The organism is Agrobacterium tumefaciens, from assembly GCF_009649785.1.
GTDB lineage: Bacteria > Pseudomonadota > Alphaproteobacteria > Rhizobiales > Rhizobiaceae > Agrobacterium > Agrobacterium tumefaciens.
Window position 1 is genome coordinate 46115 of sequence record NZ_WJOK01000026.1, and the last position, 25978, is coordinate 72092.

Consider the following 25978-nt stretch of genomic DNA (forward strand, 5'->3'; position numbering starts at 1 on the left):
ATGCTGCGGTATATTCTCAAGCGCATCCTCGTCATGATCCCAACGCTGATCCTGATCTCGATGCTGGTCTTCACCATCATCGAATTGCCGCCGGGCGATTATTTCGAAAGCTACGTCGCCGAACTGCGCGCCATGGGCGAGACCGCAAACCTTGCCGAAATCGAGGAGTTGCGCGTCCGCTATGGCTTCGACCAGCCGGCGCCGATCCGTTACTTCCGCTGGGCAACCGGCATGCTGGTTGGCGATTTCGGTTATTCTTTCGAATATCAGCTCCCGGTAAACGAGGTTGTGGGAGACCGTCTGTGGTTGACGGTTCTGGTGTCCTTCGTCACCATCATCGTCACCTGGATTCTTGCCTTCCCGATCGGCATCTACTCCGCCACGCACAAATATAGCTGGGGCGACTACGGCCTGACCTTCCTCGGTCTGCTTGGCATCGCCATCCCCAACTTCATGCTGGCGCTGATCCTGATGTATTTCGCCAATATCTGGTTCGGTATCTCCATCGGCCATCTGATGGATCGGGAATATCTGAACCAGGCGATGAGCTGGCCAAAGTTCAAATCGATTCTCGAACATATCTGGATACCCGTCCTCATCATCGGAACGGCGGGCACGGCCGGCATGATCCGCCGCCTGCGCGCCAACCTCTTGGACGAGTTGCAGAAACAATATGTCGTAACCGCCCGCGCCAAGGGGCTTCACCCTTTCAAAGTGCTGATCAAATATCCGCTGCGCATGGCGCTGAATTTCTTCATCTCGGACATCGGCTCGATCCTGCCCGCCATCATATCAGGCGCGGAAATCACCGCCGTCGTGCTGTCACTCGAAACAACCGGTCCGATGCTCATCCGGGCGCTGCAAAGCCAGGACATGTACCTGGCCGGCTCCTTCCTGATGTTCCTTGCTTTCCTCACGGTGATCGGCGTTCTTGTGTCGGATATCGCCCTTGCCATACTTGACCCGAGAATCCGCTTCGGAGGTGGTAACGTCAAATGACTTCATCCATCCCGACATCCGGCGAAGCGCTGCCCCACTACGTTTCGACGGCGCCGTTCGACCCGTCGCTCATCGAACCCAATACGTCCGGAATGGCGGCCTTCAGCAAGGCGTCGCAGCTGCGGCTCATGTGGTGGCAGTTCCGCCAGCACAAGATCGCCGTCTGGTCCGGCGCCTTTCTGGTGGTGCTTTATCTTTCGATCCTGATCAGCGAGTTCCTCGCGCCTTACAATCTTCACACCCGCAATATCGAGCATATCTACGCCCCACCCCAGGCCATTCACCTTTTCAATGACGGAAAATTTGTCGGGCCTTTCGTCTATGGTCGGGAAATGACGCTCGACATGGACAATCTGCGGCGCGTCTACCGGGATGTGCCGACGGATATCCAGCCGCTGCGTTTCTTCTGCAAGGGCGATACCTATCATTTCTGGGGCATGATCGAGGCTAGAACCCACCTCGTATGTCCGGCCGAAGGTGGTGAAATGTTCCTGCTCGGCACCGACCGGCTTGGACGAGACGTGCTGTCGCGAATCATCTACGGCGCGCGCATCTCTCTGACGATCGGCCTTCTCGGTGTCGCCATGAGCTTCGTTCTCGGCATTGTGATCGGCGGACTTGCAGGTTATCGCGGCGGCACTTTCGATCTCATCGTCCAGCGTATCATCGAAGTCCTGCAATCCATTCCGAGCATTCCGCTGTGGCTCGCACTCGCAGCAATCATGCCGGTGACCTGGAGTCCGATCCTCGTCTATCTCGGCATCACCATCATTCTCGGCATGCTGGACTGGACGGGACTGGCGCGCGCCGTGCGCTCCAAATTGCTGGCATTGCGCGAGGAAGACTATGTTTTGGCTGCACAACTGATGGGCGCCGGCACACCGCGCATCATCGGCAGGCACCTTATCCCCGGCTTCATGTCACATCTGATCGCCTCGGCGACGCTGACGATACCGGGCATGATTCTCGGCGAAACCGCGCTGAGCTTCCTTGGTCTCGGCCTCAGGCCGCCGATCACAAGTTGGGGAATTCTGCTCACGGAGGCGCGCAGCGTCAGCGTCATTGCGCTATATCCGTGGCTTCTCATCCCGACGATTCCGGTTGTTCTCGTCATTCTGGCCTTTAATTTCTTCGGTGACGGACTACGTGATGCTGCGGATCCCTTCAGATAAAATGGAACACGCCTTGATAAACTGCTCTTCCGCCATCGCCTTTTTTGGGAAAGGCAAAAAGAGGTGTGGCCGATGACCTCCCGTCTGAACGACGCACGCATCCTCATGTACAGCCACGATTCCTTCGGCCTCGGACATTTGCGGCGCTGTCGCACGATCGCTCACGCGCTGGTGGAGGATTATCGCGGCCTCAACGTGCTTATCATTTCGGGCGCGACTATCGCCGGCGCCTTCGATTATCGCGCTCGTGTCGATTTCGTGAAAATCCCGAGCGTCATCAAGCTGCGCAACGGCGAATACACCTCCATGGACCGGCATATCGATCTTCAGGAAACACTGAAGATGCGCCGCTCCATCATCTATCACACTGCCGAAAGCTTCCAGCCGGATATCTTCATCGTCGACAAGGAGCCCATGGGTCTTCGTGGCGAGGTGGAGGAAACGCTTGCGTATCTCAAGGGACAGGGAACCAAGCTTGTCATCGGCCTCCGTGACGTCATGGATGCACCGCAGCTGCTTGAAGCGGAGTGGAAGCGCAATGACGTGATGACCAAGATCGGCAAGTTCTATGACCACGTCTGGATTTATGGCCCGCCGGACTTCCACGACCCCTTGACGGGGCTCGACGTTCCCCAGACCGTTCGCGACAAGATGGATTTCGTCGGCTTCCTGCAACGCTCCAAAACGCAGGCGGAAACCGTGGCGCACCGGCCGGAGGGCGACTATCTTCTCATCACCACTGGCGGCGGCGGTGACGGCAGCGAATTGATCGATGACGTCATCAACGCCTACCGTCATGATAGCGAACTGACACACAAGGCGCTCGTGGTGCTTGGCCCTTACATGCCGGCAGACCAGCGCCAGCGATTCATGAGCAGTGTTGCCGATATTCCGTACATCGAGATCATCGAATTCGACAACCGCATGGAAGACCTCGTTGCCGGCGCTCAGGCCGTCGTGTCGATGGGCGGCTACAACACCGTCTGCGAGATATTGTCGTTCGACAAGCCTGCCCTCGTCGTGCCGCGCACGGTGCCGAGAGAGGAGCAGCTTATCCGCGCAAGCCGCGCGTCGGAGCTCGGCCTTTTCGACATGCTTTTACCTGAGGATGCCGAGAATCCGGCAAAAATGGCGGCAGCTCTTAAAGCGCTGCCGAATCGCGCGCCGCCTTCCGTCAATTCGCAGGACCTGAAGCTCGATGGTCTGGAAAACATTTCGAAACGGATAGCCGAATGGCTGCCGCCCGAGGGCGACAAGGTGCCAATAACGCTGACGGCGTGACCGGCTCCCCGACAACCACCGCTTCAAAAGAGACACGCGCAACGTGACCGACACAAAAAAAATCGTGGTGCTCCTCAAGGGCTATCCGCGCCTGTCCGAGACTTTCATCGCCCAGGAACTTCTGGGGCTTGAAAAGGCTGGCCTTAAGCTGGAACTCATGTCCATGCGCCGCCCGACGGATAAAAAACGCCACCCCGTTCACGATGAAATCCGCGCACCCGTGACCTACCTGCCGGAATATCTGCATGACGAGCCCATCCGCGTGCTGAAGGCCCTGTGGGCATGCCGCAAAAAGCCAGGCTTCACCAAGGCGCTGCGTCGGTTTTTCAGCGATCTGCCGCATGATCTCAGCCGCAACCGCTTCCGCCGTTTCGGGCAGGCGGCCGTGTTGGCGCACGAATGGCCTGTAGATGCCGGGTGGCTGCATGTCCACTTCATCCACACACCCGCCTCGGTCGCCGCCTATACCCATCTTATCACCGGCACGCCCTGGACGATTTCGGCCCACGCCAAGGATATCTGGACCTCCAGCGACCGGGACCTTGCCGCAAAGCTGGAAAGCGCCCGCTGGGCCGTGACCTGCACCGCAAGCGGCTTTCAGCATCTTCGCACCCTTTCCGGCGTCAAACAGAATGTGCATTTGAGCTATCACGGTCTTGATCTCACCCGCTTCCCGCATTTCGACACGCCGCGTCCGCAAAGAGATGGATCGGACGCTCATGATCCAGTCAGGATTTTGAGTGTTGGACGGGCCGTCAAGAAAAAGGGCATCGATATTCTGTTGCAGGCTTTGGCCTCGCTTCCACAGGACATCCATTGGCGTTTCACCCATATCGGTGGCGGCGACGAACTTGCCGGGTTGAAAAAACTCGCCGACGAGCTTGGCATCGCCGACAGGATCGTCTGGACCGGCGCCATGGAACAGAAACAGGTGCTGGAGAATTACCGCGAGGCCGACCTCTTCGCCCTTGCCTGCCGCATCACCAGCGATGGTGACCGCGACGGTCTTCCCAATGTGCTGGTCGAGGCCGCCAGCCAGGCGCTGACCTGCATTTCCACCAATATATCAGGCATTCCGGAATTCTTCGTGGACGGTGAAAACGGCCTGCTGACGGAGCCCGAAAATCCGGTTGCCTTCGCCGAGGCTCTGCGCACGGCGATTACCGATCCACAATTGCGTGAGCGTCTGGGTAGTGCGGCGGAAAACCGTGTGCGAACCGCCTTCGACAACCGCACCAGCATTGCCGAGTTGAAGACGCTGTTCGAAACCGAGTGGGAAAAAACGCCATGACCGATACGGAAAAGCGCCCTTCCGTTTTCTTCTACGTCCAGCACCTTCTGGGCATCGGCCATATCGCCCGCGCCAGCCGCGTTGCCAATGCCCTTCAGGCTGATGGTTTCGATGTCGTTCTGGTGACAGGTGGCACCCCGGTTCCCGGCTTTCCGGGCGAAGGCATCCGCCATGTCGAATTGCCGCCGATCGCCGTTAGCGACGGCAGCTTTTCCGGCCTTGTCGATAGTTCCGGCAAACCGGTCGATGACGACTTCAAGAAGCTGCGAACGGATATGCTGATCGGCGCTTATCACGGCGCAAAGCCGGATATCGTCATCATAGAGGCCTTCCCCTTCGGCCGCAGGCAGGTGCGTTTCGAATTGCTGCCGCTTCTGCACGAGATCGAGGACAGTGAACCACGCCCGCTCGTCATGACGTCGCTGCGCGATATTCTGCAGGAAAAAACCAAACCCGGCCGGGACGAAGAAACCGTGTCGCTGGTGAAGAAACATTTCGACGCGGTGCTGGTCCACGGAGATCCGGATTTCGTCCGGCTGGAGGAGACCTTTCCCCTTGCCGGCGAAATCAGCCAGCGCGTTGTCTATACCGGCCTCGTCGCGCCGCTGCCATCGCCGGAACCGGCGGAAAAATTCGATATCGTCGTTTCCGCTGGCGGAGGTGCCGTTGGTGCAGCCCTTATCCGGGCCGCACTTGAGGCATCGCCTCTGCTGGAAGAGATCAAAAGCTGGTGCCTCATAACCGGCCCCAACATGCCGCAGGCAGATTTCGATGCGATCTCGGCGCAGGCGCCCGAAAATGTGTCCATCTTCCGCTTCCGCAAGGATTTCGCAAGCCTGCTTGCCGGCGCACGGCTTTCGGTTTCGCAGGCCGGTTACAACACCGTCTGCGATATTCTACAGGCAAAATGCCGCTCGCTTCTGATCCCGTTTGCGGCCGATGGCGAAACGGAACAGAGCGCCCGCGCCGAACGGCTGGCGCGGCTGGGACTGGCACAGGTTCTGGAAGAGAAGGAAATCTCTGCGCAATCCATGGCCGATGCCATCAGGGCGGCATTGGCCCTGCCGGGACCGGACGTGATCCACCTCGATCTCGATGGCGCCGCAGGAACGGCTAGAGCTTTGCGCCGCCTTTTTGATGAGCGGTGAGGATCGCCTTTAACTCTCGAACGGCCTCTTCATCCGTGCCCTTGCGCCCCGCGCCGGTGAAACCGAGTTTCGCCACCCGGCTTTCCGGATCGTAAAACGGAATGGCGGAACAGGATGCGTGGATCTCCGTAATGGGAAAGCGGTCCAGCAATGTCTGCACGACGGGTGGACGCACCCCGGCCCCCGGCATGATGACAATCCGCCCGGCGGCAAGCTCGGATAATCGCGCCAAGGTCTCGATGCCCTCAAGCGCCGAACGCGCGCCCCCGGAGGTCAGAATTCTCGGGAACCCCAGCGCGATAGCGGCCTCCAATGCTTCATCCATGTCGGGAACAACGTCGATCGCCCGGTGCAGCGTCATATCGAGCCCGTCGGCGTGGCGGCGCAGTTCTTCGAGCAGGGGAATATCAAGCGAGCCATCGCCAAGCGAGGCACCGAGCACCACGCCGGAAAGCCCCGCCGCGCGCGCCGCATCGATATCGCGTTTCATCACATCGGCTTCGTCGCGCGTGAACACGAAATCCCCGGCGCGCGGCCTGATCATCACGCTCACCGGCAGGGCGTAGGCCGCCGCCCGGTGCATGAAACCCGCAGACGGCGTCACACCGCCACCGGACAATGCCGCGCAAAGTTCTATTCGGTCGGCCCCACCCCTGACCGCCGCTTCCAGACCGGCCACGTCGTCCACGCAAATCTCGAGAATCATCGTAACCTCTTTCTTTTGAACATGCCGTGTTTTCGCGCCGGCTTATCCGAAAACCGCCCACACTTTTCGGTCCGACGCTCTACCTGCGGCGGCCCTTCCCATCAAGCGCGTAGAGCATGTAAACGCCGCCGAGACCCACAATCGCTCCCAGGATTGAAGTGCCTGAATAGCTCGTGACGAGCGTGCCGACGGCAAAAATCAGCGCACCCAAGCCCGCGCCGAGGAAGATGTTGACGGCAATCAGCGAGCTTCCAAGCCCCGGCCGATCCGCAATCAGTTCCTGCAGATAGGTGATCGGGATACTGATGATGGCGGCTGCGCCGAGCGCGCTGATCAAGGTCTGCGCGTAGATATGCCAAGGTGCCGTCGCGAGACCCTGCAGGATGAGGTAGATGGCATAAAGCCCCGCTCCCGCCGCAAGGGTCAGTGTTTGCGGCACCTTTTTTTCGATCCAGCCCCACAGCAGAATGAAGACGATTTCCAGCGCGGCAACGATGCCAGCGACGATACCGATATCCGCGACCGTTCCCTTTGCCTGACCCGTTATGATGAGCGAGCGGATGGAATCATTGAGATGCAGCATCGAGCAGATGAGCGCGATGGCGATGATCCGCAGCAGCACCCGTCGCTCCCCGATTTCCGCAAGTGAAGCGCGGACACCGAAGCGTGCCTGCGTGTTCACCGATGCCGGCGTCGCCGTGCGCGGCAGGCAGAAAGCGACAAGCAGAAAGCAGATAAGCGCGCAGATGCCTGAAAACAGGAAAGCCATCAGCATATTGCCGGAATTTACCAGAAAAATACCGACGATACCAGGCACCAGCACCCATGAAAGCGAAATCGTGGCCCGCATGATCGAATTCACGGCGATCATGTCGCCCGTCGAAAGATTGCGGGCATCGGCGCGCACATGCGCGAAAATCAGAGAGTTCATTGCCCCGAAAATCGGCAGGAGCAGCAGCTTCGCGGTCACGAAGGCGGTGGCATTGCCAACAAGATAAACCAGCAAATAGCCGCTGACGCCGAAAAGCGCGATCAGCAGCATGGGTTTGCGATATTCGCCGAGCCGGTCTGCAACGATGCCCATCAGGACGCTGGCGCTGACATTGATGATGGCGGCAAACAGCATCAGTAGGGAATAGACGGTGTTGCTGAGCCCGATTTCGCGAATGCCGATCACCGCCTGATAGGGGGCGGTGGCGGCATTCGAAAATCCGAAGAACAGGATGGCGAGCGCCCCGATGCGGATCGACGGATTGTTGAAAACGATGGAAAGAGCCGACGGCATGAAGGTTCGCCTGAGATGATCCGGCACGGCCGGATCGCTGAATGAAATGCTATCGAACCGCTGTCATCGCCAGCGGGCCGAAAGGATGGGTTTCGGGATATAGTTGAAATGCGGTTTCCATGGGTAAAAATCGCCATCCCGGCGGCGATTGGGGAGGTTTTCGATATCCTGATTGATAACCCCCTCCGTCAACGCCATGAGATTAGGATTGGCGATGGGCGCAAGCTCCGGCGAAAGATAACCTGACTTGACGACCAGCAGCCTTACCGCCTTCGGATCGAAGCCCAGACGGGTGAAATCCGCGATCATGTGATAGGGCCTGCGCCTTGCAGCCAGAATGACGGTAATGCCATCGATGACGACTACCGCTTGCCGCTGATCGGAAGCACCTGGATCGTCCAGTTTCAGGACCTTGGCTTCGACAGTGATGGAAGGGCTTTCGGGATCGAGACTGCCGCCGATCTTCAGGGAAAGCGCCGCGCCCTCGCCCGCCGCAAAACAAGCCTCGACCGCTGGCCTGTCGGTGATGCCGCCGATCAACGCGCCCTGCCAATTGCGCGCAATCAACGCCGCCAGAACATCGGCGCGATCGCCCACCCCGCCGCCGGTCGGATTGTCGCCGGAATCCGCCAGAATGATCGGCCCGGTTGTTGTTTTTTCCGCAATATCCATGATGACCTCGAGCGGTTCGGTCACGGGACCGAAACGGAAATCCTGTCGGGCATTCCAGTAGGATTGCGCAATCTCCGAGGCGACCGCCTGCGCGGCCTCTCTGTCCGTCCCGGTAACGACAGCGCAGGCCGTCGCCCTTGGTTCATCGGCCCAGACGTAGCCGATCATGAAATTCGCATCCCAAATGCCGGGCCGCGCGTCGTAGTCCGGCAAGACGGCATAGAGGCTTTTGGCCGGTTCATCTTCCGTGGAGGTTTTTTCACCCGGCAGGAGAACGGGGATTTTCGCCCATGCCACACCGGGCTTCTCGCCCGTTTTCAGAGCCTTGATGAGCATCGTCCACGCCCGCACCATCGTCTCGCGCACATCGATATGCGGCGCAGTTCGGTAGCCGGCGAAAATATCCAATTGGTCGATGATCGACTGGCTGACATTGCCGTGCAGGTCGTAGCTGGCGGAAATGATCACATCCGGTCCGACTACGGCGCGGGCGCTGGAAATCCAGTCCCCTTCCGCATCGTCCATTCCCTCGACATTCATCGCGCCATGCATGGCGAGATAAAGCCCGTCGAGCGGCAGGCAAGCCTTGAGACGCTCCAAGAATTCCTGCTTGAACACATCATAGGCCGCGCGCGACACGGGACCACCCGGCACCGCCCGCGCATGCAGAAGCGGCAACACTTCCGCTCCGCCTTCGCCGAGGAAATTGAAATACTCTGCTTCCAGCAACTCCGCGCCGCGAAAGACGCGAAAATCTTCCTGACGCATCAGCACCGGCGAATAGGTGCTGCATTCGGTATGAATTCCACCAACGGCAATACGCATCTCGCCTTCCTCTCAATAGACCGGGCTCAAGCGGACGATGGCGGAGAAACGCAGCCAGTCCTTCTGCGCTTTCGGCGTCCACGCCGCTTCGGCAATGGCGGGCAGCCTCGGGAAAACCAGATGGTTGAAATAGGCGCGATTGAGGAAATGCTCGGACCAGATGCAGGCCTGAACGCCTTTCATTCGCTCCTTCAATTCCTCGGGAAACTCACCGACTGCCTCGTAAGCATATGTGTGCGACGGCGGAACGGTGCCGGCCCAGCTTGCGCCCGGCTCCTGCCAGGCTTCATCCTGCACCATGTCGAGATAATAGGCCTGTCCCGGCGTCATCACGACGTCGTAGCCCTGCTTTGCAAGCTCCAGGCCAACTTCCGGCTTCTGCCAGGCCATCAGCAATGTTCCCGAGGGATCGACGCCGCCGCCGTGCGAAACTTCGTCCCAGCCGGCAAGCTGGCGGCCGCGCTCATGCAGCATCCCCTGAATACGTTTCATGAAATAGGACTGGACACCGAAGGTGCCGTCGAGGCCTTCCTTTTCCATCAACGACTTGGCAAGCGGCGAGGCAAGCCAGGAGCCATCTGCTACCTCGTCGCCGCCGATATGGATCAGCCGCGAGGGGAAAAGCTCCACCATCTCGTCGAATATCTTGCCAAGGAATTCATAGGTCGGCTCGATGGCGGGATTGAGCGCATTGTTGGGATAGCCCTGTACGGAGCGATAGCTGTCCGGCGCTTCCTGCCCATCCGTCAGCTCCGGATAGGCAACGAGAGCTGCCGTGCTGTGGCCGGGAATATCGACCTCCGGCACGATTTCGATGTTCAGTGCCGCCGCATGCGCGACGACCATGCGAACATCATCCTGCGTGTAATAACCGGAAACCGGCTCAGCCCCATTGCCGAGCTGCGGCAGAAGCGGCGCATCCGGGCCGCGCGTCGCGCCGACTGTCGTCAGCAGCGGGTAAGCCTTGATTTCGAGACGCCAAGCTTCGTCATCCGTCAGGTGCCAATGGAACCGGTTCATGCGCAGCCATGCAAGAATGTCGATCAGCCGCACGACATCACCGGCCGGATAGAATTGTCGCGAGACATCCAGATGGCAACCGCGCCAGCTGTAACGCGGCGCATCGGCGATGGTGCCGGAAACCGGGAAACGGAATTTGGTATCGGTGCGCGCGCCGTGCAGCAATTGCGCGAGCACAGTCAGGCCGTATTGCAGACCTGCAGCGGCCGAATATTCCACGACGACGGCGTCATCAGAGAAAGACAGGCGATAACCTTCAGCTTCCAGACCGCTATGTTGCTTGAAACGAAGCGGTTTGCCCTCATGAACAGGCGCGAGGCTGAAAGGCACGTGACCAACGGCAAAAAGCCTGCGGAACAGCGACGAAACAGTTTCCACCGCAAGCACTTCTTCCTTGCCTGCCTCTTCCGTCGGGAAGAGTGCGACGGGAAAGTCTTCGCCCGGCGCGGCATCGATTTCCGCAGGCCAGGGCTGGATGGCGAAGGGCAGATCGAGCTTTCCTTCAGGAAGCAGGGCTGGCGCCGGCTCGCTATGGCGCCCGTCAAGCATCAGGTCAGCGACATCAACCGCGCGATGTGTGCCGTCGGCAAGGCTGATATAGGCGGATTTCGCACCGTCTGTGCGATGGCGGGCAGGCCTGAGCAGGCCGTCAACGGTGAAACGCCACGATTTCCCGGCTTCGAGCACGAAACCCGTTGGCGGCGCAAATTCATGGAAATTGGCATTGCGGCGCAGATAGACGGCATTGCCGCAGACGGGCTTGTCGATGGTCCGCGTCAGCGACGTATAGACGATCCGGAAATCCTTCACCGGCTCGCTGGAAAGATTGAACAGGGTGAAGGTGAAGCCACCCGATGCGGAATCGTCGAGCGGATGCCATGAGTTTTCGAGACGAAATTGTGCGAGCGCCATGATGCTCCCCTTTATTGTGCTTCAAGCCCGAGAGGACTTCGGTCAGTAGTGTTCGGATTGTGAGAAAGTGCGGGCGAGCGGCGCCTGCCCTGCCGTCAGGCCGCAATCCACCGGCAGGCACACGCCGCTGATGGCCGCTGCCTGTGGCCCGGCTAGAAAAGCGACGGCGTTGGCGACATCCTCAGGCCTCACGATGCGCTGCAACGGATACCAGTGCTTCGCTTCCTCGAAGACCTGAGGATTGACTGCCGCCCGCGCTTCCCAAGCCTGCGTGCGCACGGTTCCTGGAGCAACAGCATTGGAACGGATGCCGAATTTACCGTATTCGACAGCGATCAGCTTCGTCAGATGGATCAAGCCTGCCTTTGCCGCGCTATAGGCGGGATGGCCGAACACAGCCATGCCGTTGACGGAGGTGATATTGATGACAGACCCTTGCGTGCGCTTAAGCGCGTCCTCGAAAGCCCTGAAGCAGAGAAACGGTGCTTCCAAGTTAAGGGCATTGTCCTTGCGCCATATCTCTGCGGTCGTGTCGTGCAGGCTGACGGCCCTTGCAGCACCAGCATTGTTGACGAGGGTCGCGACATCACCCAGCTCCCCAACCTCCAAGGCCAGCCTTGCAAGATCCTGCGGATCGGTGACGTCGCAGGTTTTCGAAACGAAGGCGGAACCGGAAAGCAGGGAAAGCGCATTGGAAAGGGCGTCGGGATCGATATCGACCAACACCACCTTCGCGTGGCTTTCAGAAAGCGCCGCGGCAATTGCCCGGCCGATGTCGCCCGCCGCGCCCGTTACGACGGCGACCTGGTCTTTCCTGTCCTGCATGTCATGCTACTCCTTCGAGGCTTTCCAGAGCGGGTTTTGAGGTCAAGCCGCTCTACATCTTTGTTTTTATGCATTTTCCGGGCGTGAAACCGCTACGCGGCTCACTGGAAATGCTCTAGTCACCCAGCAATTGCCGGTCGTCCGGATCACGATGCTCCACAAGCTGCTGCTTGATGTGCCGCAGGGTCACCATCGACCGCTGCCGGTGGTGATAGGCAGCTAGCGTCGCCAGAACATCAACCGCCGCCAGATAGGCATAACGCGATGATGTTGGGCGGAAGATATTGTTTCCCTCAGGCACGTTGACGGCCACCACCATATCGGCGGCCAAGGCGACGGGCGTATCGCTCTGGGTCAGCGCGATGGTGGTGACCCCCATTTCCCGCGCCAGCCTGAAGCACTTCACCAATTCCATGTTGCGGCCGGAAAAGGAGGATCCGATGATGACGTCTTCCTTCCGCGCAGCGGCAGTCATCATCAATTGCATGCTGTGATCGGCGCTGGTCGAAACGCGCAGGCCAAGGCGAAACAGCCGGTTCTGAATTTCCGAGGCGATCATCGAGGAATTACCACCGGCTCCAAACGCGTAGATCATGCCGCTATTGGCAATCCGGACGGCCGCTTCGTCGGCGAGGGCGGGATCGAGCGTCTTGTGCAGCAGGAAAAGCGCCTCCTGCGCCTTGGCAAGCACTTCCTCGGCGACGTCCGACGGGCCTGTGCTTGTCGGTTCCGAGGTGAGGTAGCGGATGCCGACATAAGCGGTCTTGGCAAGGCTGACCTTGAAATCCGAAAAGCTCTGGCAACCCAGACGGCGGCAGAACCGCGTCACGGTTGGCGGGGAAACCTCGGCGCGGGCGGCAAGCTCGATGATCGATGCATTGACCGCAAACTCGAAGTCCGAAACCAGAATATCGGCGATCCGCCGCTCCGATTGCGAGAACTGTCCCCTGTCGTCTTGAATCTTTGCGAAAATATCCATGCTCACCGGTCTCCGTTCCGCCAAAACTTAAGGCTTGGCCCCGTTTCCGATGCACCTTAATCCGAGACGCCCGTCAACCGTACACACCCATGAATCGACCATGTTTCGCCCCGTTGACGACACGCCGGACACCTTTGATCTGAAAATTATTTTCTCTGTTGATTGCGAGATGAGCATATGCCAACAATCTTCGCCAGAGAAATATCCAAATCTTGAAAATAATTTCAACAACGGACCTGAATCATGCGCGACCCATTCAAAAACCCTTTTCCCGAAACAGACGTCGCCCGCCACTCCATCTGGGACATGCTGGTAACGCGGGATATCGACGCCTTCCTCACTGCCGACTGGTCGAAAGTCGCGGATGATTTCGTAAAGGACGGCTTTCTCGGCATCAACGCCAACCGGGATGCAAACCCGGACAACTGGCGCCTGTCCTTCCCCTCGCTTGACGCCTATCGCGACGAATGGCTGCGACAGGCGCAGGATTTCCAGACCCAGCAATTGGCTGAAGACCCGCGCAATGCGATCTTCACCACCACCACGCTGGAAGAAATCGAAGTGGAAGGTGAGACCGCGCTGGTTCGCAAGAAGTTCGACGGCGGGCTTCGCAAGGCCGATGGCAGCTTCGACGTCATGAAATGGCAGACGCTCTATTATTGCCGACTGCATGAGGGCCGCTGGAAAATCAGCGGTTTCACCGGATACATGCCCAATCCCATGCCGTGATCCAGCGGACCTGCGAGACGGTTTTGAACGCCGGGCCGAAAGCCCGGCGTTGCTTTTTCGTCTGGAAGACGAAGACCGCTGAAAACCGATAGCGTCGCAGAAAACCGGGCATGGCGAGACAGATTTCATGGCCCGGTTCCCGCCCTTTATTGTATCAGTTTGAGGACAGAAAGATCGACACGCCGTTCGAGCGATGTGCCGCTTTCATCAAACAGATGGCAATCCGACGCCTTGATACCGGTGACGATGGTTTCATCGACGACAACAGGCGCAGAACCGGAAAGAAGCGCGCAATAATTTTCACCCGTGGGCGCGACGCCATAAGCGATCGTATTCACACCCAGCCGCTCGATAACGCTGGGCGCGACCTTGATATTCAGGTCGGCCGTTTCGAGACCGGTGTGTTCCGGGCGAATGCCGAGCGTCAGTTGCGTGCCTTCAAGACCGGCGCGCGGCTCCACCGGCACGGTGATTGTCTGGCCCTCATACTCCACGGTCACACCATCGGCGCTGACGGATTTGCAGGTGACCTTCAGGAAATTCATTTTCGGATTGCCGATGAAACCGGCGACGAACAGGTTTGCGGGCTTGTGGTAAAGTTCCAGCGGCGCGCCGACCTGGGAGATTTCGCCCGCATTCAGCACCACGATGCGGTCAGCCATGGTCATGGCTTCCACCTGGTCATGCGTCACGTAGATCATCGTCGCCTTCAGCGTCCGATGCAGATTGGTGAGCTCGATACGCATGTCGGCGCGAAGTGCGGCGTCAAGGTTGGAAAGCGGCTCGTCGAACAGGAATATCTTCGGCTCGCGAACGATGGCGCGGCCGATCGCTACACGCTGGCGCTGGCCGCCGGACAACATGCCGGGACGCTGCTGCAGGCGCTGGTCGAGTTGCAGGATCTTGGCGACGGCCTCCACCTTTTCCTTGATCTTGCCCTCTTCCATCTTTTCGACTCGGAGGGGAAAAGCGATGTTTTCAAAAACCGTCATATGCGGATAGAGCGCATAGGACTGGAACACCATGGCGATGCCGCGTCTAACCGGCGGCAAGTCATTGACCTTCACGCCGTTGATGACGATGTCGCCGGCGGAAATATCCTCAAGGCCGGCGATCATGCGCAGCAATGTGGATTTACCGCATCCCGAGGGGCCGACAAAAACGACGAACTCGCCATCCCTGATGTCGAGCTGAACGCCCTTGATGACTTCGAAATGTCCATAGTTCTTGCGGACGTTGTTGAGATAAAGCTGACCCAAAACTTGCCTCTCCCGTCACCAGCCGACATCAGGCTGCGTTCAGAGACGTTCCGCGACACGGAAAAATCGCGCCTTATCGGAACCGTTAAAACACACGAGAAGCTCCTGCCGTCATAGCGGCGGGTATTCTCGCAACGAATTATGAGGTTGCGGGCGACCTGCGCCCGCAACCGTATAAATGTGGATTACTTGTACTGCTCGAGAGCGGCAGATGCCTTCTTTGCGGCATCTTCCGGTGTCGCCTTGCCGGTAACGACAGACTGCACCATCTCAATCATCGTGTCCTGGAAGCCCTTGTAGTCAGTGAAGAGCGGCTCGGGACCGCCATAGGCGATACCGTCGATCAGCGGCTTCCAGAAGGGGTCCTTGGCGATGAACTCATCAACCTTCGGCGACGGACGAAGCGGGGTCAGGCCAGCGCCGCCCTGCAGTTCGTATTCGCCCTGCGGGCCGGGAGAGGTGATGAACTTGGCGAATTCGGTCGCCTTTTCTTCGACACCGGTTCCCTTGAAGATTGCGAGGCTGTCGGTGATGAGCAGCGTGCCGGGACCCTTGGCTTCAGGGCCGAGCGGCAGGGTTGCGATACCCCAGTTGATCTTGGTTTCCTGCAGGCGGGTTGCAGCACCCGATCCCGCCTGGATCATGCCAACCTTGCCATCGAGGAAGATGGCGCGGATTTCGTTCTGCTCGTAGGCCGTCGGACCCTCGACGGAGTAAGGCGTGATGTCCTTGTAGGCCTTCAGAGCTGCAAGAACCTGCGGGCTGTCGACGGTGATCTTGTCGCCGTCGATGACCTTGCCGTTATTGGTGTAAACCCAGTGCATGAACTGGTGCATGGTGTTGTCGAAGGTCTTGGCGGGCAGACCATAACCGGCGACGCCGGTCTTTTCCTTGATCTGCTTGGCAAAGGCGATCTCTTCAGCCCAGGTCTTCGGCGGCACTTCCGGATCGAGACCGGCCTGCTTGAAGAGGTCCTTGTTCCAATAGAGCGCCTTGGTCGAGAAGGCGACGGGCACGCCCCACTGCGTATCCTCGAAGGTAACCGTGTCGACGATGTTAGGATAATAGGTCTTCTTTTCGTCTTCGGTCATCGGCACCGGAACGATGAGGTCGTTCTGTGCGAACTGCTTCAGCGTGCGCGAACCGACATAGGCCATGGCGACCGGAGTGCCGGCGGCTGCGAGCGTGGTTGCCTTGTCCTGGCACTGCGCCCAGCCGACGACTTCAGGAACGACCTTCCAGCCGGCATTCTTGCCTTCCCATTCCTTGATGTATTTTTCATGGATGGGGTCCATCTTGTCGCCGCAATAGATCCAGCTGATCTCCTTGTCGGCGGCGTGTGCCGCCACCGTGCCAAGGGCAGTGGAACCGGCAAATGCGAAGGCGCAAAGCGCCAATCCGTAATGTTTCAGTGCCATAGATAGTCTCCCGTTTTCTGGTGGTCGTTCCTATTGTTGATTATTTCACCGCGCCGGCGGTAAGCCCGCTGACGAGATAGCGTTGCATGAAGAAGATGACGACCATGGCCGGCGCAATGCCGACGAAGCTGGCCGCCATCAACTCATTCCAGACGACTTCCTGACGACCGAAATAGGCAAACAGGCCGATGGGCAGCGGCATATATTCGGTCTTGGAATTGAAGGTGAGCGCGAAGATGAACTGCTGCGCATAAGCACCGATGAAGGTGGTGATGGACACGACGGCGATGCCAGGCATCGCAAGCGGCAGGATCACCCGGCGGAAGGTATAGAAATAGCTCGCGCCGTCCACATAGGCCGCCTCTTCCAGTTCGCGCGGAATACGCAGCATGTAGGTTCGCAAAAGCCAGATGGCAGTGGGGATCAAAAAGGCGGCGCCGGGAATGATCATCGCCAGATAGGTGTTCAGGACGCCCATATTGCGCATCAGCCGGTAAAGCGGGATCAGAAGCACCGCACCGGAGAACATGTTGATCGCAAGAAACGCGCCGAGCAATTGCCCGCGACCGCGAAACTGGAACCGCGCGAAAGCATAGGACGCCGGCACCACCAGAAGCAGAACGATGATCGTCGATATCGTCGAGATGAAGAAGGAGTTGAAGACGTAGCGGGCAAAGCCGGGAACGCTGACCCACATGGTCCGGTAAGCTTCGAAGGAGCCGTTTTCCGGCCAAAACTTATACGGTGACGAAAAAAGCAGGCTGAGCGGTTTCAGCGAAACCAGAAACCCTTCGACAAACGGCGCCAGCACGAAGGTCAGGAATACGGCGATGCCGCAATAAATCCCGACGATCTCATACCATCTGTAACGGTTGATCATCGCATTTTTGTCGGTCATCGGCTGGTCTCCTGCGAGATACGGCTGGTGATGCGGAAGTAGAAGTAGGTGAATATGGACAGGAAGATGCAGATCAGCACTGCACGCGCCGCGCCCTCACCGTATTTGTAGGAACCGATCGCCGTCTTGTAGGTGTCGATGATCATGGTCGTCGTCTGGCCCGTCGGTCCGCCCTGTGTCAGGATCCAGATGATGTCGAAGGAATTGAAGGTCGAAATCAGCGAGATCATCGACATGGTAATCATGGCCGGCAGCATCAGCGGCAACGTGATGCGGCGGAAGCGGTAGGTGCGGCTGGCGCCGTCGGTCCAGGCTGCCTCGTAAAGATCCTGCGGAATGGCCTGAATTGCCGCCAGCAGATAAAGCGTCACCATCGGCACGCCGATCCATACGTCGGTGATGATGGTCGCCCAGAAAGCCGTGCTGCCATAGGCGAGGAAGGCGACTGGACCGTCCACCAGGCCAAGGTTCTGGAGAACACCGGAAATCATGCCGAACTGGCCGTTATACATCCAGCCCCACATGAAGATGCCGATAGCCATCGGCACGATCCATGGCGGCATCGTCAGGATGCGAAACAGGGCCCGACCGGGAACGGCCGAATTCAGCAACACCGCACCGAAGGTGCCGATGATCATCTTTATCGAGACGGAAAAGAACGTCCAGATAAAGGTCCGCGTGATGACCCCGGCGAAAGTCTCGTTGAAGATCTTCTCGTAATTGATGAAACCCACCCAGTTCGTCGTCTTTTTCAACGACGCGTCCGTGAAGGACAGGATGAAGGTATCGACGAGCGGATAAGCAACAATAACAGTGATGTATAAAAGCGCCGGCAAAAGAAGAAGCCAGGCAAAGATGACCGCGCTGCGTTTCGCATCCATCGCAGCGCCCCCTTAAGCCGATTTCACGGCGGGCGACTTCAACTGCCCGTGGAGTGCCAGATCATATTCCTCCCACACCGGCTTGAGATCGACCACCTTGCGGCCATGGCGCGCCTCGTCCATGGCGAGCGCCAGAATACCGGCCTCGATCGCATCGAGCGCGGAAACCGGCAGGGGCGTCCCCTTGACGACATGGTTGATCACGTCCTCGGCCATCTGCTCATCCGCGCCATAATGCTGGGAGAGCACGGTTGCCGCCGAATAGGTCTTGGCAACGGTCTTTTCGTTGGTGCGGGCATTGTGCACGTTCAGGAAGCCGCGCACGAAATCGCCCTCGGCCATGCCCTTGGCGCCGATGACGCAGAAACGGCGGAAATCGTCGGGAACGTTCAGATTGGTATGGAAGGCGAGCGATGCGCCGTTTTCATATTCGACGATCGCGGTCTGGTAGTCGATGATATCACCGTCGCTGTCGAAAACCTTGTCGGAACCCATCCAGCCGCTCGGCTTGCGATGGTAGACTTCCATGTCGTTGATGCCGTCATTTTGCGGAGCATTTGCAGGCGTGAAGCTCTTGCGCCCGCCAAAGCTCGACACGAAACGCGGCCGGGCACCCACCACGCCATTATAGAGATCGAGGTCGTGGCAGCATTTTTCCAGCATGAAGGAGCCGGAATAGTTCTCGTAACGCCGCCAGTCGCGCATGAAGAACGCGCCATGATAGGGCGGGATATGTTCCGAAGCCTCGATGGAGACGACGTCACCCAGCTTGCCTTCGGCCTGCGCGGCGCGCAGATCGCGGTAAAGCGGCGAGTAACGCAGGACCAGACCGACCAGCAGCCGCTCATGTCCATGCTTGTTGAGCAACCGGGCGAGTTCGAGGCTTTCCTCGATGCTGACGACGATGGGTTTTTCCGAGAAGATGGTGCAACCGGCTTCAAGCCCGATGCGGATATGCTCCAGATGCATATGGTTCGGTGAGCCGATCATCAAAAGGTCGAATGTCTCGCCGGCAATCAGCGCCTCGGGGCTGTCATAGGCCTTGCCAGCCGAAATGCCCTTTTCCTCAAGACCCGGCAGACCGGCCGGGGCAGGATCGACATAACCGACGATCTCGAAATCCTTGTCGATCTCGTGAAAAACGTAGCCCAGATAACCGAGACGGAATCCGAGTCCGATAATTCCCACCTTCATGAACTTTGTTCCCTGTTCATTCGTAATTCATTTTCGCAGAAGCAACCATTTCTGTGCTGGTTATCCTGATATCTGCGATAATTTTCCGCCACGATGAAATTAATTTTCATAACGGTCAAGTTAAATTCGATCTCGCAAATTCTAGTGAGGACCGGAGACCGATTTCCCCAGCGGAGACAGGCGCAAGATAGAGCGCCGTCAGCCACTGATACAAAAACAATACCAAAAAAATGCCAATCGTCTATAGCAATTCCAATTGCCGGAAATTTTTTTTGGTTAATGCGGAAATTTCAAGCACGACGCCTTATTATTCGGCAAATGATCGAAAAAACCACCGATTAATCGTACAAATCCACTAATGGTTCTATTTTGGTATTGCCGATTGTGACGCATATGGTATAGCCGGAATTCGCCACATCGATTGTGACAGAGGTTATGGATGAACGGGGCAGCGCTTAATCTGGACGACCTGCAATCGGGAGGCGGCGGCCCGCTTTACCTGAAACTGCGTCAGACGATTGAAGACGCCATCAATGGCGGCCGACTCAAACATGGCGATGCACTGCCGCCCGAGCGCGACATTGCCGAAAGCGCCTGCGTCAGCCGCGTCACGGTGCGCAAGGCTGTGGACGATCTCGTTCGCGACGGACTTCTCGTGCGCAGGCATGGGTCGGGCACCTTTGTAGTCAAACCCATCACCCGTATGCAGCAGCCGTTGACCAAGCTTACCTCGTTTACAGAGGATATGCGCCGCCGGGGAATGGTGGCGAGCACGCGCTGGCTTGAAAGAGGCCTGTTTTACCCGACCGGTGACGAGATGATGGCTCTCGGCCTTTCCCAATCCGCCATGGTTGCCCGGTTGACGCGACTGCGCCTTGCCAACGACCAGCCGATCGCGCTCGAAGTCACGAGCCTGCCGGGCGATATTCTGCCGGACCCACAGCTGGTGGAAAACTCGCTTTATCAGGAGCTTGCGAAAAGCGATATTCGCCCCGTCCGCGCCATCCAGCGCATCTCCGCGCGCAACCTTACGGATGAGGAAACGATGCTGCTTGGAGTTCCCCCCGGGTCTGCTGCACTTTCCGTCCAGCGCATGGCCTATCTCGAAAGCGGCCGCCTCATGGAAATATCGCGCGCCCTTTATCGCAGCGACGCCTACGACCTCGTCGCCGAACTGACGATGACCTCCGACTGAAACACATCGACCAAGGACAGAAAACGATGACAACCCTGATGCGCCAGGAAATCAACGAGATTCCCGATGCCGTCGCCCGTCTGCTGGACAATACCAGTGCCGACTTCCGGCAGGCCGGAGACAAGCTGAAAGCCCGTGACCCGGCCGTTATCGTCACCATTGCGCGCGGATCGTCCGATCACGCCGCGCATTTCCTGAAATATGCGATCGAGTTACAGACGGGGCTTCCAGTCGCCTCGCTCGGCCCTTCGCTCGCCTCGATCTACCAGACGAAATTGCGGCTGGAACGGGCGGCAGCCTTCGCCGTATCGCAATCGGGCAAAAGCCCTGACATCGTCGCTTTGGCGGAAAGTGCCCGCAAGGGCGGAGCGCTTACCTTCTCCCTCGTGAACACCCTGCCCTCCCCCCTTGGAGACGCAGCCAATCACGCCATCGACATCCAGGCGGGACCGGAAAAGGCAGTTGCCGCAACCAAGTCCTTCGTCAACTCCATTGTCGCCGGTCTGGCCATCCTTGCCGAATGGACGGAAGACAGCCTGCTCGCGAAGGCCGTCAGCACCCTGCCGCAGAATTTCGCCAAGGCAATCGCACTTGACTGGAGCCATATTGGCGAGGCTGTGAAGGGTGAGGATTCACTTTATATGCTGGGCCGCGGCCCCGCCCTTGCGATTGCCGCGGAAGCCGCGCTGAAATGCAAGGAAACCTGCGAGCTGCACGCGGAAGCCTATTCGTCGGCAGAAGTCATGCACGGCCCGGTTTCGCTGGTCGCACCGAAATTTCCGGTAATCGCCTTTGCCGCGCGCGACCGCGCCGAGACCTCCGTTACGGATATTGCCGCAAGCCTTGCCCAAAAAGGCGCCAATGTTTTCGTCACATCTGCCAAGGGTAGCCCGGCCAAGCCCTTGCCCTTCGTGGAAACCAACCATCCCCTGACCGATGCATTGCTGCTTATCGCACCGTTTTACGGCTTCATCGAGCAATTGTCGCGCGCAAGAGGCTTCAACCCGGATGCTCCAGTGGCATTGAAAAAGGTGACTGAGACCCAATGAGCGGCATAAAGGCATTTGTCGGCGCCCGCATTTTCGATGGCGCCGAATGGCATGATGACAAGGTGCTCCTGATCCGCGAAGGGCGCGTTGCCGCTGTCCTGGACAGCGTGCCTGCCGACGCCGAAGTGATCGATACAGATGGGCTGTTGATCGCGCCGGGCTTCATCGACCTTCAGGTCAATGGCGGTGGCGGCGTCATGTTCAACAACCAGCCGGATGTGGCTGGCATTGCCCGCATCTGCTCCGCCCACGCCCAGTTCGGCACGACGGCTTTGATGGTGACGCTCATCACCGACCGGTCGGACGTGACTTTCAGGGCGGCGCAGGCGGGGATTGCCGCGGGCAAGCAGCATGTGCCCGGTTTCCTCGGCCTGCATTTCGAGGGGCCGCATCTTTCTGTCGCGCGCAAGGGCACGCATGATCCGGCGTTGATCCGCAAGATGGAGATAGACGACCTCGCAGTCCTAACCGGCTGCAGGGCGGAACTCCCCTTCGTGCTGACAACCATTGCCCCGGAAAATGTTACTGTCGAGCAGGTTGCAGCACTCAGCGACGCCGGCATCGTCGTCAGCCTCGGCCATACCGACACCGGTCTCGATGTTGCGACGGCCTATGCTGATGCAGGCGCATCCATGGTAACGCATCTCTTCAATGCCATGAGCCCGCTTGGCCACCGCGAGCCGGGGCTGGTCGGGGCCGCACTTTCGAACGGCAAGTTGCATTGCGGGCTTATAGCCGACGGATTCCATGTCGATCCGGCCGCAATCGGCATTGCGCTGCGCGCCAAGAATGGCCCGGCCCGCATCTTCCTTGTCACCGACGCCATGTCCACCATCGGCACGGATGATGACGGTTTCGAACTGAACGGCCGGCGCGTCTATCGCAACGGTGGACGGCTAACGTTGGCCGACGGCACGCTGGCGGGAGCGGATATAGACATGCTCTCCTGCATCCGTTTCATGCGTGAGAAGATGGAAATGCCGCTGGAAGAAGCTTTGCGAATGGCATCCGCCTATCCGGCGCAGGCAATCGGCGCCTCCGGCAAGGGAAAACTCCTGCCCGGTTTCGATGCTGATTTCGTGATGCTGACACCAGACCTCCAGATGCATTCAACATGGATTGGCGGAGAAAAAATCTACGATGCCACACGTTCCGGAGTCTGAACCATGATCGTTTGTTTCGATATCGGCGGAACGACCATCAAGGGCGCGATTGCCCATGCCCCGGACGATATTCGCCCCGTACCGCGTATACCAACGCCCAAAACCAGCTTCGAAGACTTCGCTGCCGGCTTGAAATCCGTCATCGACAACAGCGGCGGCACACCCGACTGCGTATCACTGTCGATCGCGGGCGTCATCGATCTTGATACGGGAAAGGCGACAGTCGCCAATATTCCCAGCATTCACCGCAGAACGTTAAAAGACGATCTGGAAAAAGCCCTGAACCTTCCTGTTATCGTTTCGAACGATGCGGATTGTTTCGTGATCGCCGAATCGGAAATCGGCTCCGGACAAGGACATCGCGTCGTCTTCGGCGTTATCCTTGGAACAGGTGTCGGCGGCGGGCTGGTGATTGACGGCAAGCTCATCAACAGCGACGGCGGCTTCGCTGGCGAGTGGGGACATGGGCCAGTGGCCGCGACATTGGCCGGCAATCCACCGGTATCGCTGCCGCGATTCGAATGCGGTTGCGGCCTCACCGGCTGTGTCGACGCGATCGGCAGCGCGCGCGGCATGGAAAAGCTGCATCTGCATCTTCACGGGCAGGATATGACCAGTGAGGATATTATTGCCGCCTGGCAGGCAGGCGATGCGCAAGCCGCAAGAACTATCGATGTACTCATTGATATTCTCGCCTCACCGCTGGCGATGGTGATCAATGTCACCGGCGCAACCATCGTGCCCGTCGGCGGCGGGCTTTCGAATTCAAGGGAACTCGTGACAGCTCTGGACGAAGCCGTCAGGGGTCGCATTCTCAGGCGCTTCGACAGGCCGCTCGTCGTGCCTGCCATTTGCCGGATCGAGCCGGGGCTGATTGGTTCCGCCGTTATTGGACTGAAATATGCCAAGGAAATCGTAAACGCGGCTTAAGCCGCGTCACACCGTCTCGATCTTTTCCCGACGAAAGCCCAGCCCCACCAGCCTGCCGGTCAGATGGGCAAAAAGTGGAAACCGCATGATCGCCCTAACGATGGCGGGTGGGCCTTTCGGCTTTTCCGCCGTTTCCGTCTGCTCTTTCTTGCGACCGACACGCATCATCCGCTGCAAGAATTGCGTGGCCTTGGTTGGAAAGGATCGCCGTTTCTCTATGGCGGCAAGGTGGTCATCGGCAATGGTCCGGCCGGATGTGAATACCGGCACCAGAACATTGGCCGCGGCAACCGCATCCTGAATGGCAAGATTGATGCCGACACCGCCGACGGGCGACATGGCATGGGCCGCATCGCCGATGCAGATCAGGCCGGGCTTCCACCAGCGCTTCAACCGATCGATACGGACGGTGAGCAGATGCACGTCATCCCAGCTCGTAACTTCGTCGAGCCTCTCGCGCGGGAAAGGGCAGATTTCCGCAACCCGGTTCCTGAAGGCTTCAAGCCCCTCAATCTTCATGTCAGCGAAAAAGCCCTTGCGCACCACGTACCCGCATTGCCAGTAGTCACCGCGGTTGATCATCACGAAACCCTGCCGCGAACCCGCATGGCCCATGGTGTCGGCCGGATCACCCGGCTGTCTCGAAAGGCGCATCCAAAGCACCTCGGTCGGGATGCCGAAGCGCTGTACTTCAAGCTCCGCCGCCTCGCGGACGATGGAGTTGCGGCCATCCGCGCCCACCACCAGATCAGCGGCGATCTCGATTGCGCCTTCCGGCGTATTGACCATGAGGCCACCAACACGCCCGTCGCGCTCGATCAGGCCGGTTACCGGCGCATTCATCAGCAGCCGAAAATTCTCATATTGCCCGGCCTTGCCGACGATAAAATTGAGAAAATCCCATTGCGGCATGAAGGCAATGAAACGATGATGGACCGGCAGCCGCGAAAAATCCGCGATCGTGATACGCTCGCCGCCGATGACTGCGTTCAGCCGTGGCGCACGCGTATGCGGGAGGCTCAGGAACTCCTCGGCGAAACCCAGCTGCTCCATCAGTTCAAGCGTGGAGGGGTGAATGGTGTCGCCGCGAAAATCGCGCAGAAAATCTCCATGTTTCTCGACAACCGTTACGTCTATACCGCTGCGGGCAAGCAAAAGGCCGAGCATCAGGCCGGCCGGCCCGCCACCCGCCACGACAACGGACGTGCGGATGTGCTGAACGGCCCTGCCGTCATTCTCCGGCACGACTTTCGCTTCTTCCATCACCGCCCCCCTGTCCGTTAAACGTCTCTATCGTGCATCCGTCGCCGGCAGGTTTGCATTTTTCGGCTGTGGCCAACCATGTGCATCGAAACGGAAAAGCATTTCGGACCGGGCAAAGATAAAGGCGAAGGCCATGGCCGTCCACATGCCAAGCAACAGCCCGGCGGCCACATCGCTTGGATAATGCGCGCCGACGATGACGCGCGAAACACCAATGACAAGGGCAAGCAGCAGGAACGCCCAGCGGAAGCGCGGCATCAGCATGGCGAAAACACCGAAAAACGCCCCGGCAGCCGTCGAATGGCCTGACGGGAAGCTCTCATAAAGATTGTCACCGGTAAAAGGCGTGAGGCTATAGGCACCCATTTCCAGAAAAAGCTCCGGCCGCGCCCGCCCGATCAGGAATTTCAGCGTGTGGACCAATATGCTCGCCGTTCCGATCGTCAGGAAGAAGTAAGCGAGAAGCCGCCATGCCGTTCTCAGCCGGCCGGCATAGGTCCGCGCCTGCAGGACACGCGCGCCGACATAGGCAAGGATGGCAAGAGCGCCGGTGGAATAAAGCATCCAGCTGAAAGTACCGAAATCGGTAATGGAGCGATTGAAGGAAACTATCCTTCCCGGCAGGGCTTGAGCATGTTCCGAAAGGCGTGGGTCGAAAGGAATAAAGACCAGAACCAGCACAAGGCTTGCCGCAAAAATCCAACCGCTGGAAACCAGAAAACGTCGCATCAATATTCTCTCATCGTTTTTCTTGCATATGGCTTTGCCATCCGCAAAAACAATAGCCCGGCTGTGTCCTTGTTATGACGGGTTTTCACGAGTAGAGGCTAGTGCATGTCGCCAGAAACTATGCATCGGTTTCGGGCAACCGGAAACGACCGACG

23 protein-coding genes are annotated in these 25978 nt (G+C 58.7%); 10 read left to right on the forward strand and 13 right to left on the reverse strand.

What is annotated here, in order from left to right:
* From GH784_RS22565 to GH784_RS22585, 5 genes are all read left to right on the forward strand, one after another.
* Complete coding sequence (locus GH784_RS22565) at positions 1–999, forward strand: ABC transporter permease (RefSeq protein ID WP_003516797.1); 999 nt, start codon at positions 1–3, stop codon at positions 997–999.
* On the forward strand, positions 996–2171 hold the full coding sequence (locus GH784_RS22570) for an ABC transporter permease (protein ID WP_003516796.1): 1176 nt from the start codon (positions 996–998) through the stop codon (positions 2169–2171). The genes GH784_RS22565 and GH784_RS22570 overlap by 4 nt, the downstream gene beginning before the upstream one ends.
* Positions 2172–2243: 72 nt before the next feature.
* Complete coding sequence (locus tag GH784_RS22575; RefSeq protein WP_003516795.1) at positions 2244–3452, forward strand: glycosyltransferase family protein; 1209 nt, start codon at positions 2244–2246, stop codon at positions 3450–3452.
* A gap of 43 nt (positions 3453–3495) precedes the next feature.
* Positions 3496–4743: a glycosyltransferase family 4 protein gene (locus tag GH784_RS22580; RefSeq protein WP_065703411.1), complete on the forward strand. Its 1248-nt coding sequence runs from the start codon at positions 3496–3498 to the stop codon at positions 4741–4743.
* Positions 4740–5891, forward strand: coding sequence for a glycosyltransferase family protein (locus tag GH784_RS22585; RefSeq protein WP_065703409.1), 1152 nt, complete (start codon positions 4740–4742; stop codon positions 5889–5891). Before GH784_RS22580 ends, GH784_RS22585 begins: the two co-directional genes overlap by 4 nt.
* Here GH784_RS22585 and GH784_RS22590 read toward each other — a convergent pair.
* The 6 genes from GH784_RS22590 to GH784_RS22615 all read right to left on the reverse strand — a co-directional run bounded on the left by GH784_RS22590 (position 5857) and on the right by GH784_RS22615 (position 13115).
* Positions 5857–6597, reverse strand: coding sequence for a copper homeostasis protein CutC (locus GH784_RS22590; RefSeq protein WP_025594519.1), 741 nt, complete (start codon positions 6595–6597; stop codon positions 5857–5859). The two genes, GH784_RS22585 and GH784_RS22590, sit on opposite strands and share 35 nt — an antisense overlap.
* A gap of 79 nt (positions 6598–6676) precedes the next feature.
* The gene (locus GH784_RS22595; RefSeq protein WP_065703407.1) at positions 6677–7882 is read right to left on the reverse strand and encodes an MFS transporter; all 1206 of its coding nucleotides are present in this window, start codon (positions 7880–7882) and stop codon (positions 6677–6679) included.
* Between the two features lie 63 nt (positions 7883–7945).
* The gene (locus GH784_RS22600; RefSeq protein WP_065663006.1) at positions 7946–9379 is read right to left on the reverse strand and encodes a M81 family metallopeptidase; all 1434 of its coding nucleotides are present in this window, start codon (positions 9377–9379) and stop codon (positions 7946–7948) included.
* A gap of 12 nt (positions 9380–9391) precedes the next feature.
* Positions 9392–11311, reverse strand: a complete 1920-nt coding sequence (locus GH784_RS22605; protein ID WP_065703405.1) for a beta-N-acetylhexosaminidase — start codon at positions 11309–11311, stop codon at positions 9392–9394.
* Between the two features lie 42 nt (positions 11312–11353).
* On the reverse strand, positions 11354–12136 hold the full coding sequence (locus tag GH784_RS22610; RefSeq protein WP_065703402.1) for an SDR family oxidoreductase: 783 nt from the start codon (positions 12134–12136) through the stop codon (positions 11354–11356).
* Positions 12137–12251: 115 nt separating this feature from the next.
* The gene (locus tag GH784_RS22615; RefSeq protein ID WP_003516783.1) at positions 12252–13115 is read right to left on the reverse strand and encodes a MurR/RpiR family transcriptional regulator; all 864 of its coding nucleotides are present in this window, start codon (positions 13113–13115) and stop codon (positions 12252–12254) included.
* Positions 13116–13358: 243 nt separating this feature from the next.
* Between GH784_RS22615 and GH784_RS22620 the strand changes: the two genes are divergently transcribed.
* Positions 13359–13844: a hypothetical protein gene (locus GH784_RS22620; protein WP_065703400.1), complete on the forward strand. Its 486-nt coding sequence runs from the start codon at positions 13359–13361 to the stop codon at positions 13842–13844.
* A gap of 146 nt (positions 13845–13990) precedes the next feature.
* Here GH784_RS22620 and GH784_RS22625 read toward each other — a convergent pair whose 3' ends face one another.
* From GH784_RS22625 to GH784_RS22645, 5 genes are all read right to left on the reverse strand, one after another.
* Positions 13991–15103 (reverse strand): ABC transporter ATP-binding protein, encoded by a 1113-nt coding sequence (locus GH784_RS22625; RefSeq protein ID WP_003516776.1) that lies wholly within the window; start codon positions 15101–15103, stop codon positions 13991–13993.
* 185 nt (positions 15104–15288) lie between these two features.
* A complete protein-coding gene (locus GH784_RS22630) occupies positions 15289–16521 on the reverse strand; it encodes an extracellular solute-binding protein (protein WP_003516773.1) in 1233 nt (410 codons plus the stop codon).
* 40 nt (positions 16522–16561) lie between these two features.
* Positions 16562–17419 carry a carbohydrate ABC transporter permease gene (locus GH784_RS22635; protein WP_003516772.1) on the reverse strand — a complete coding sequence of 286 codons (858 nt, stop codon included), beginning with the start codon at positions 17417–17419 and terminating at the stop codon, positions 16562–16564.
* The gene (locus tag GH784_RS22640; RefSeq protein ID WP_003516771.1) at positions 17416–18300 is read right to left on the reverse strand and encodes a carbohydrate ABC transporter permease; all 885 of its coding nucleotides are present in this window, start codon (positions 18298–18300) and stop codon (positions 17416–17418) included. Before GH784_RS22640 ends, GH784_RS22635 begins: the two co-directional genes overlap by 4 nt.
* Before the next feature lie 12 nt (positions 18301–18312).
* On the reverse strand, positions 18313–19494 hold the full coding sequence (locus GH784_RS22645; protein WP_003516769.1) for a Gfo/Idh/MocA family protein: 1182 nt from the start codon (positions 19492–19494) through the stop codon (positions 18313–18315).
* A gap of 439 nt (positions 19495–19933) precedes the next feature.
* Between GH784_RS22645 and GH784_RS22650 the strand changes: the two genes are divergently transcribed.
* Genes GH784_RS22650 through GH784_RS22665 form a run of 4 tightly spaced genes read left to right on the forward strand, consistent with a single transcriptional unit; the run spans position 19934 to position 23831 of the window.
* A complete protein-coding gene (locus GH784_RS22650) occupies positions 19934–20689 on the forward strand; it encodes a GntR family transcriptional regulator (RefSeq protein WP_003516768.1) in 756 nt (251 codons plus the stop codon).
* Between the two features lie 26 nt (positions 20690–20715).
* On the forward strand, positions 20716–21738 hold the full coding sequence (locus GH784_RS22655; protein ID WP_065703398.1) for an SIS domain-containing protein: 1023 nt from the start codon (positions 20716–20718) through the stop codon (positions 21736–21738).
* Positions 21735–22901, forward strand: coding sequence for an N-acetylglucosamine-6-phosphate deacetylase (gene nagA / locus GH784_RS22660; RefSeq protein ID WP_065703397.1), 1167 nt, complete (start codon positions 21735–21737; stop codon positions 22899–22901). Before GH784_RS22655 ends, nagA begins: the two co-directional genes overlap by 4 nt.
* Before the next feature lie 3 nt (positions 22902–22904).
* Positions 22905–23831 carry an ROK family protein gene (locus GH784_RS22665; protein ID WP_065703396.1) on the forward strand — a complete coding sequence of 309 codons (927 nt, stop codon included), beginning with the start codon at positions 22905–22907 and terminating at the stop codon, positions 23829–23831.
* Between the two features lie 6 nt (positions 23832–23837).
* On the opposite strand, the gene GH784_RS22670 is transcribed toward GH784_RS22665, so the two are convergent.
* Positions 23838–25094, reverse strand: coding sequence for an FAD-dependent oxidoreductase (locus tag GH784_RS22670; protein ID WP_065703395.1), 1257 nt, complete (start codon positions 25092–25094; stop codon positions 23838–23840).
* A gap of 27 nt (positions 25095–25121) precedes the next feature.
* Positions 25122–25823 carry a phosphatase PAP2 family protein gene (locus GH784_RS22675; protein WP_065703394.1) on the reverse strand — a complete coding sequence of 234 codons (702 nt, stop codon included), beginning with the start codon at positions 25821–25823 and terminating at the stop codon, positions 25122–25124.
* Positions 25824–25978 lie beyond the last annotated feature (155 nt).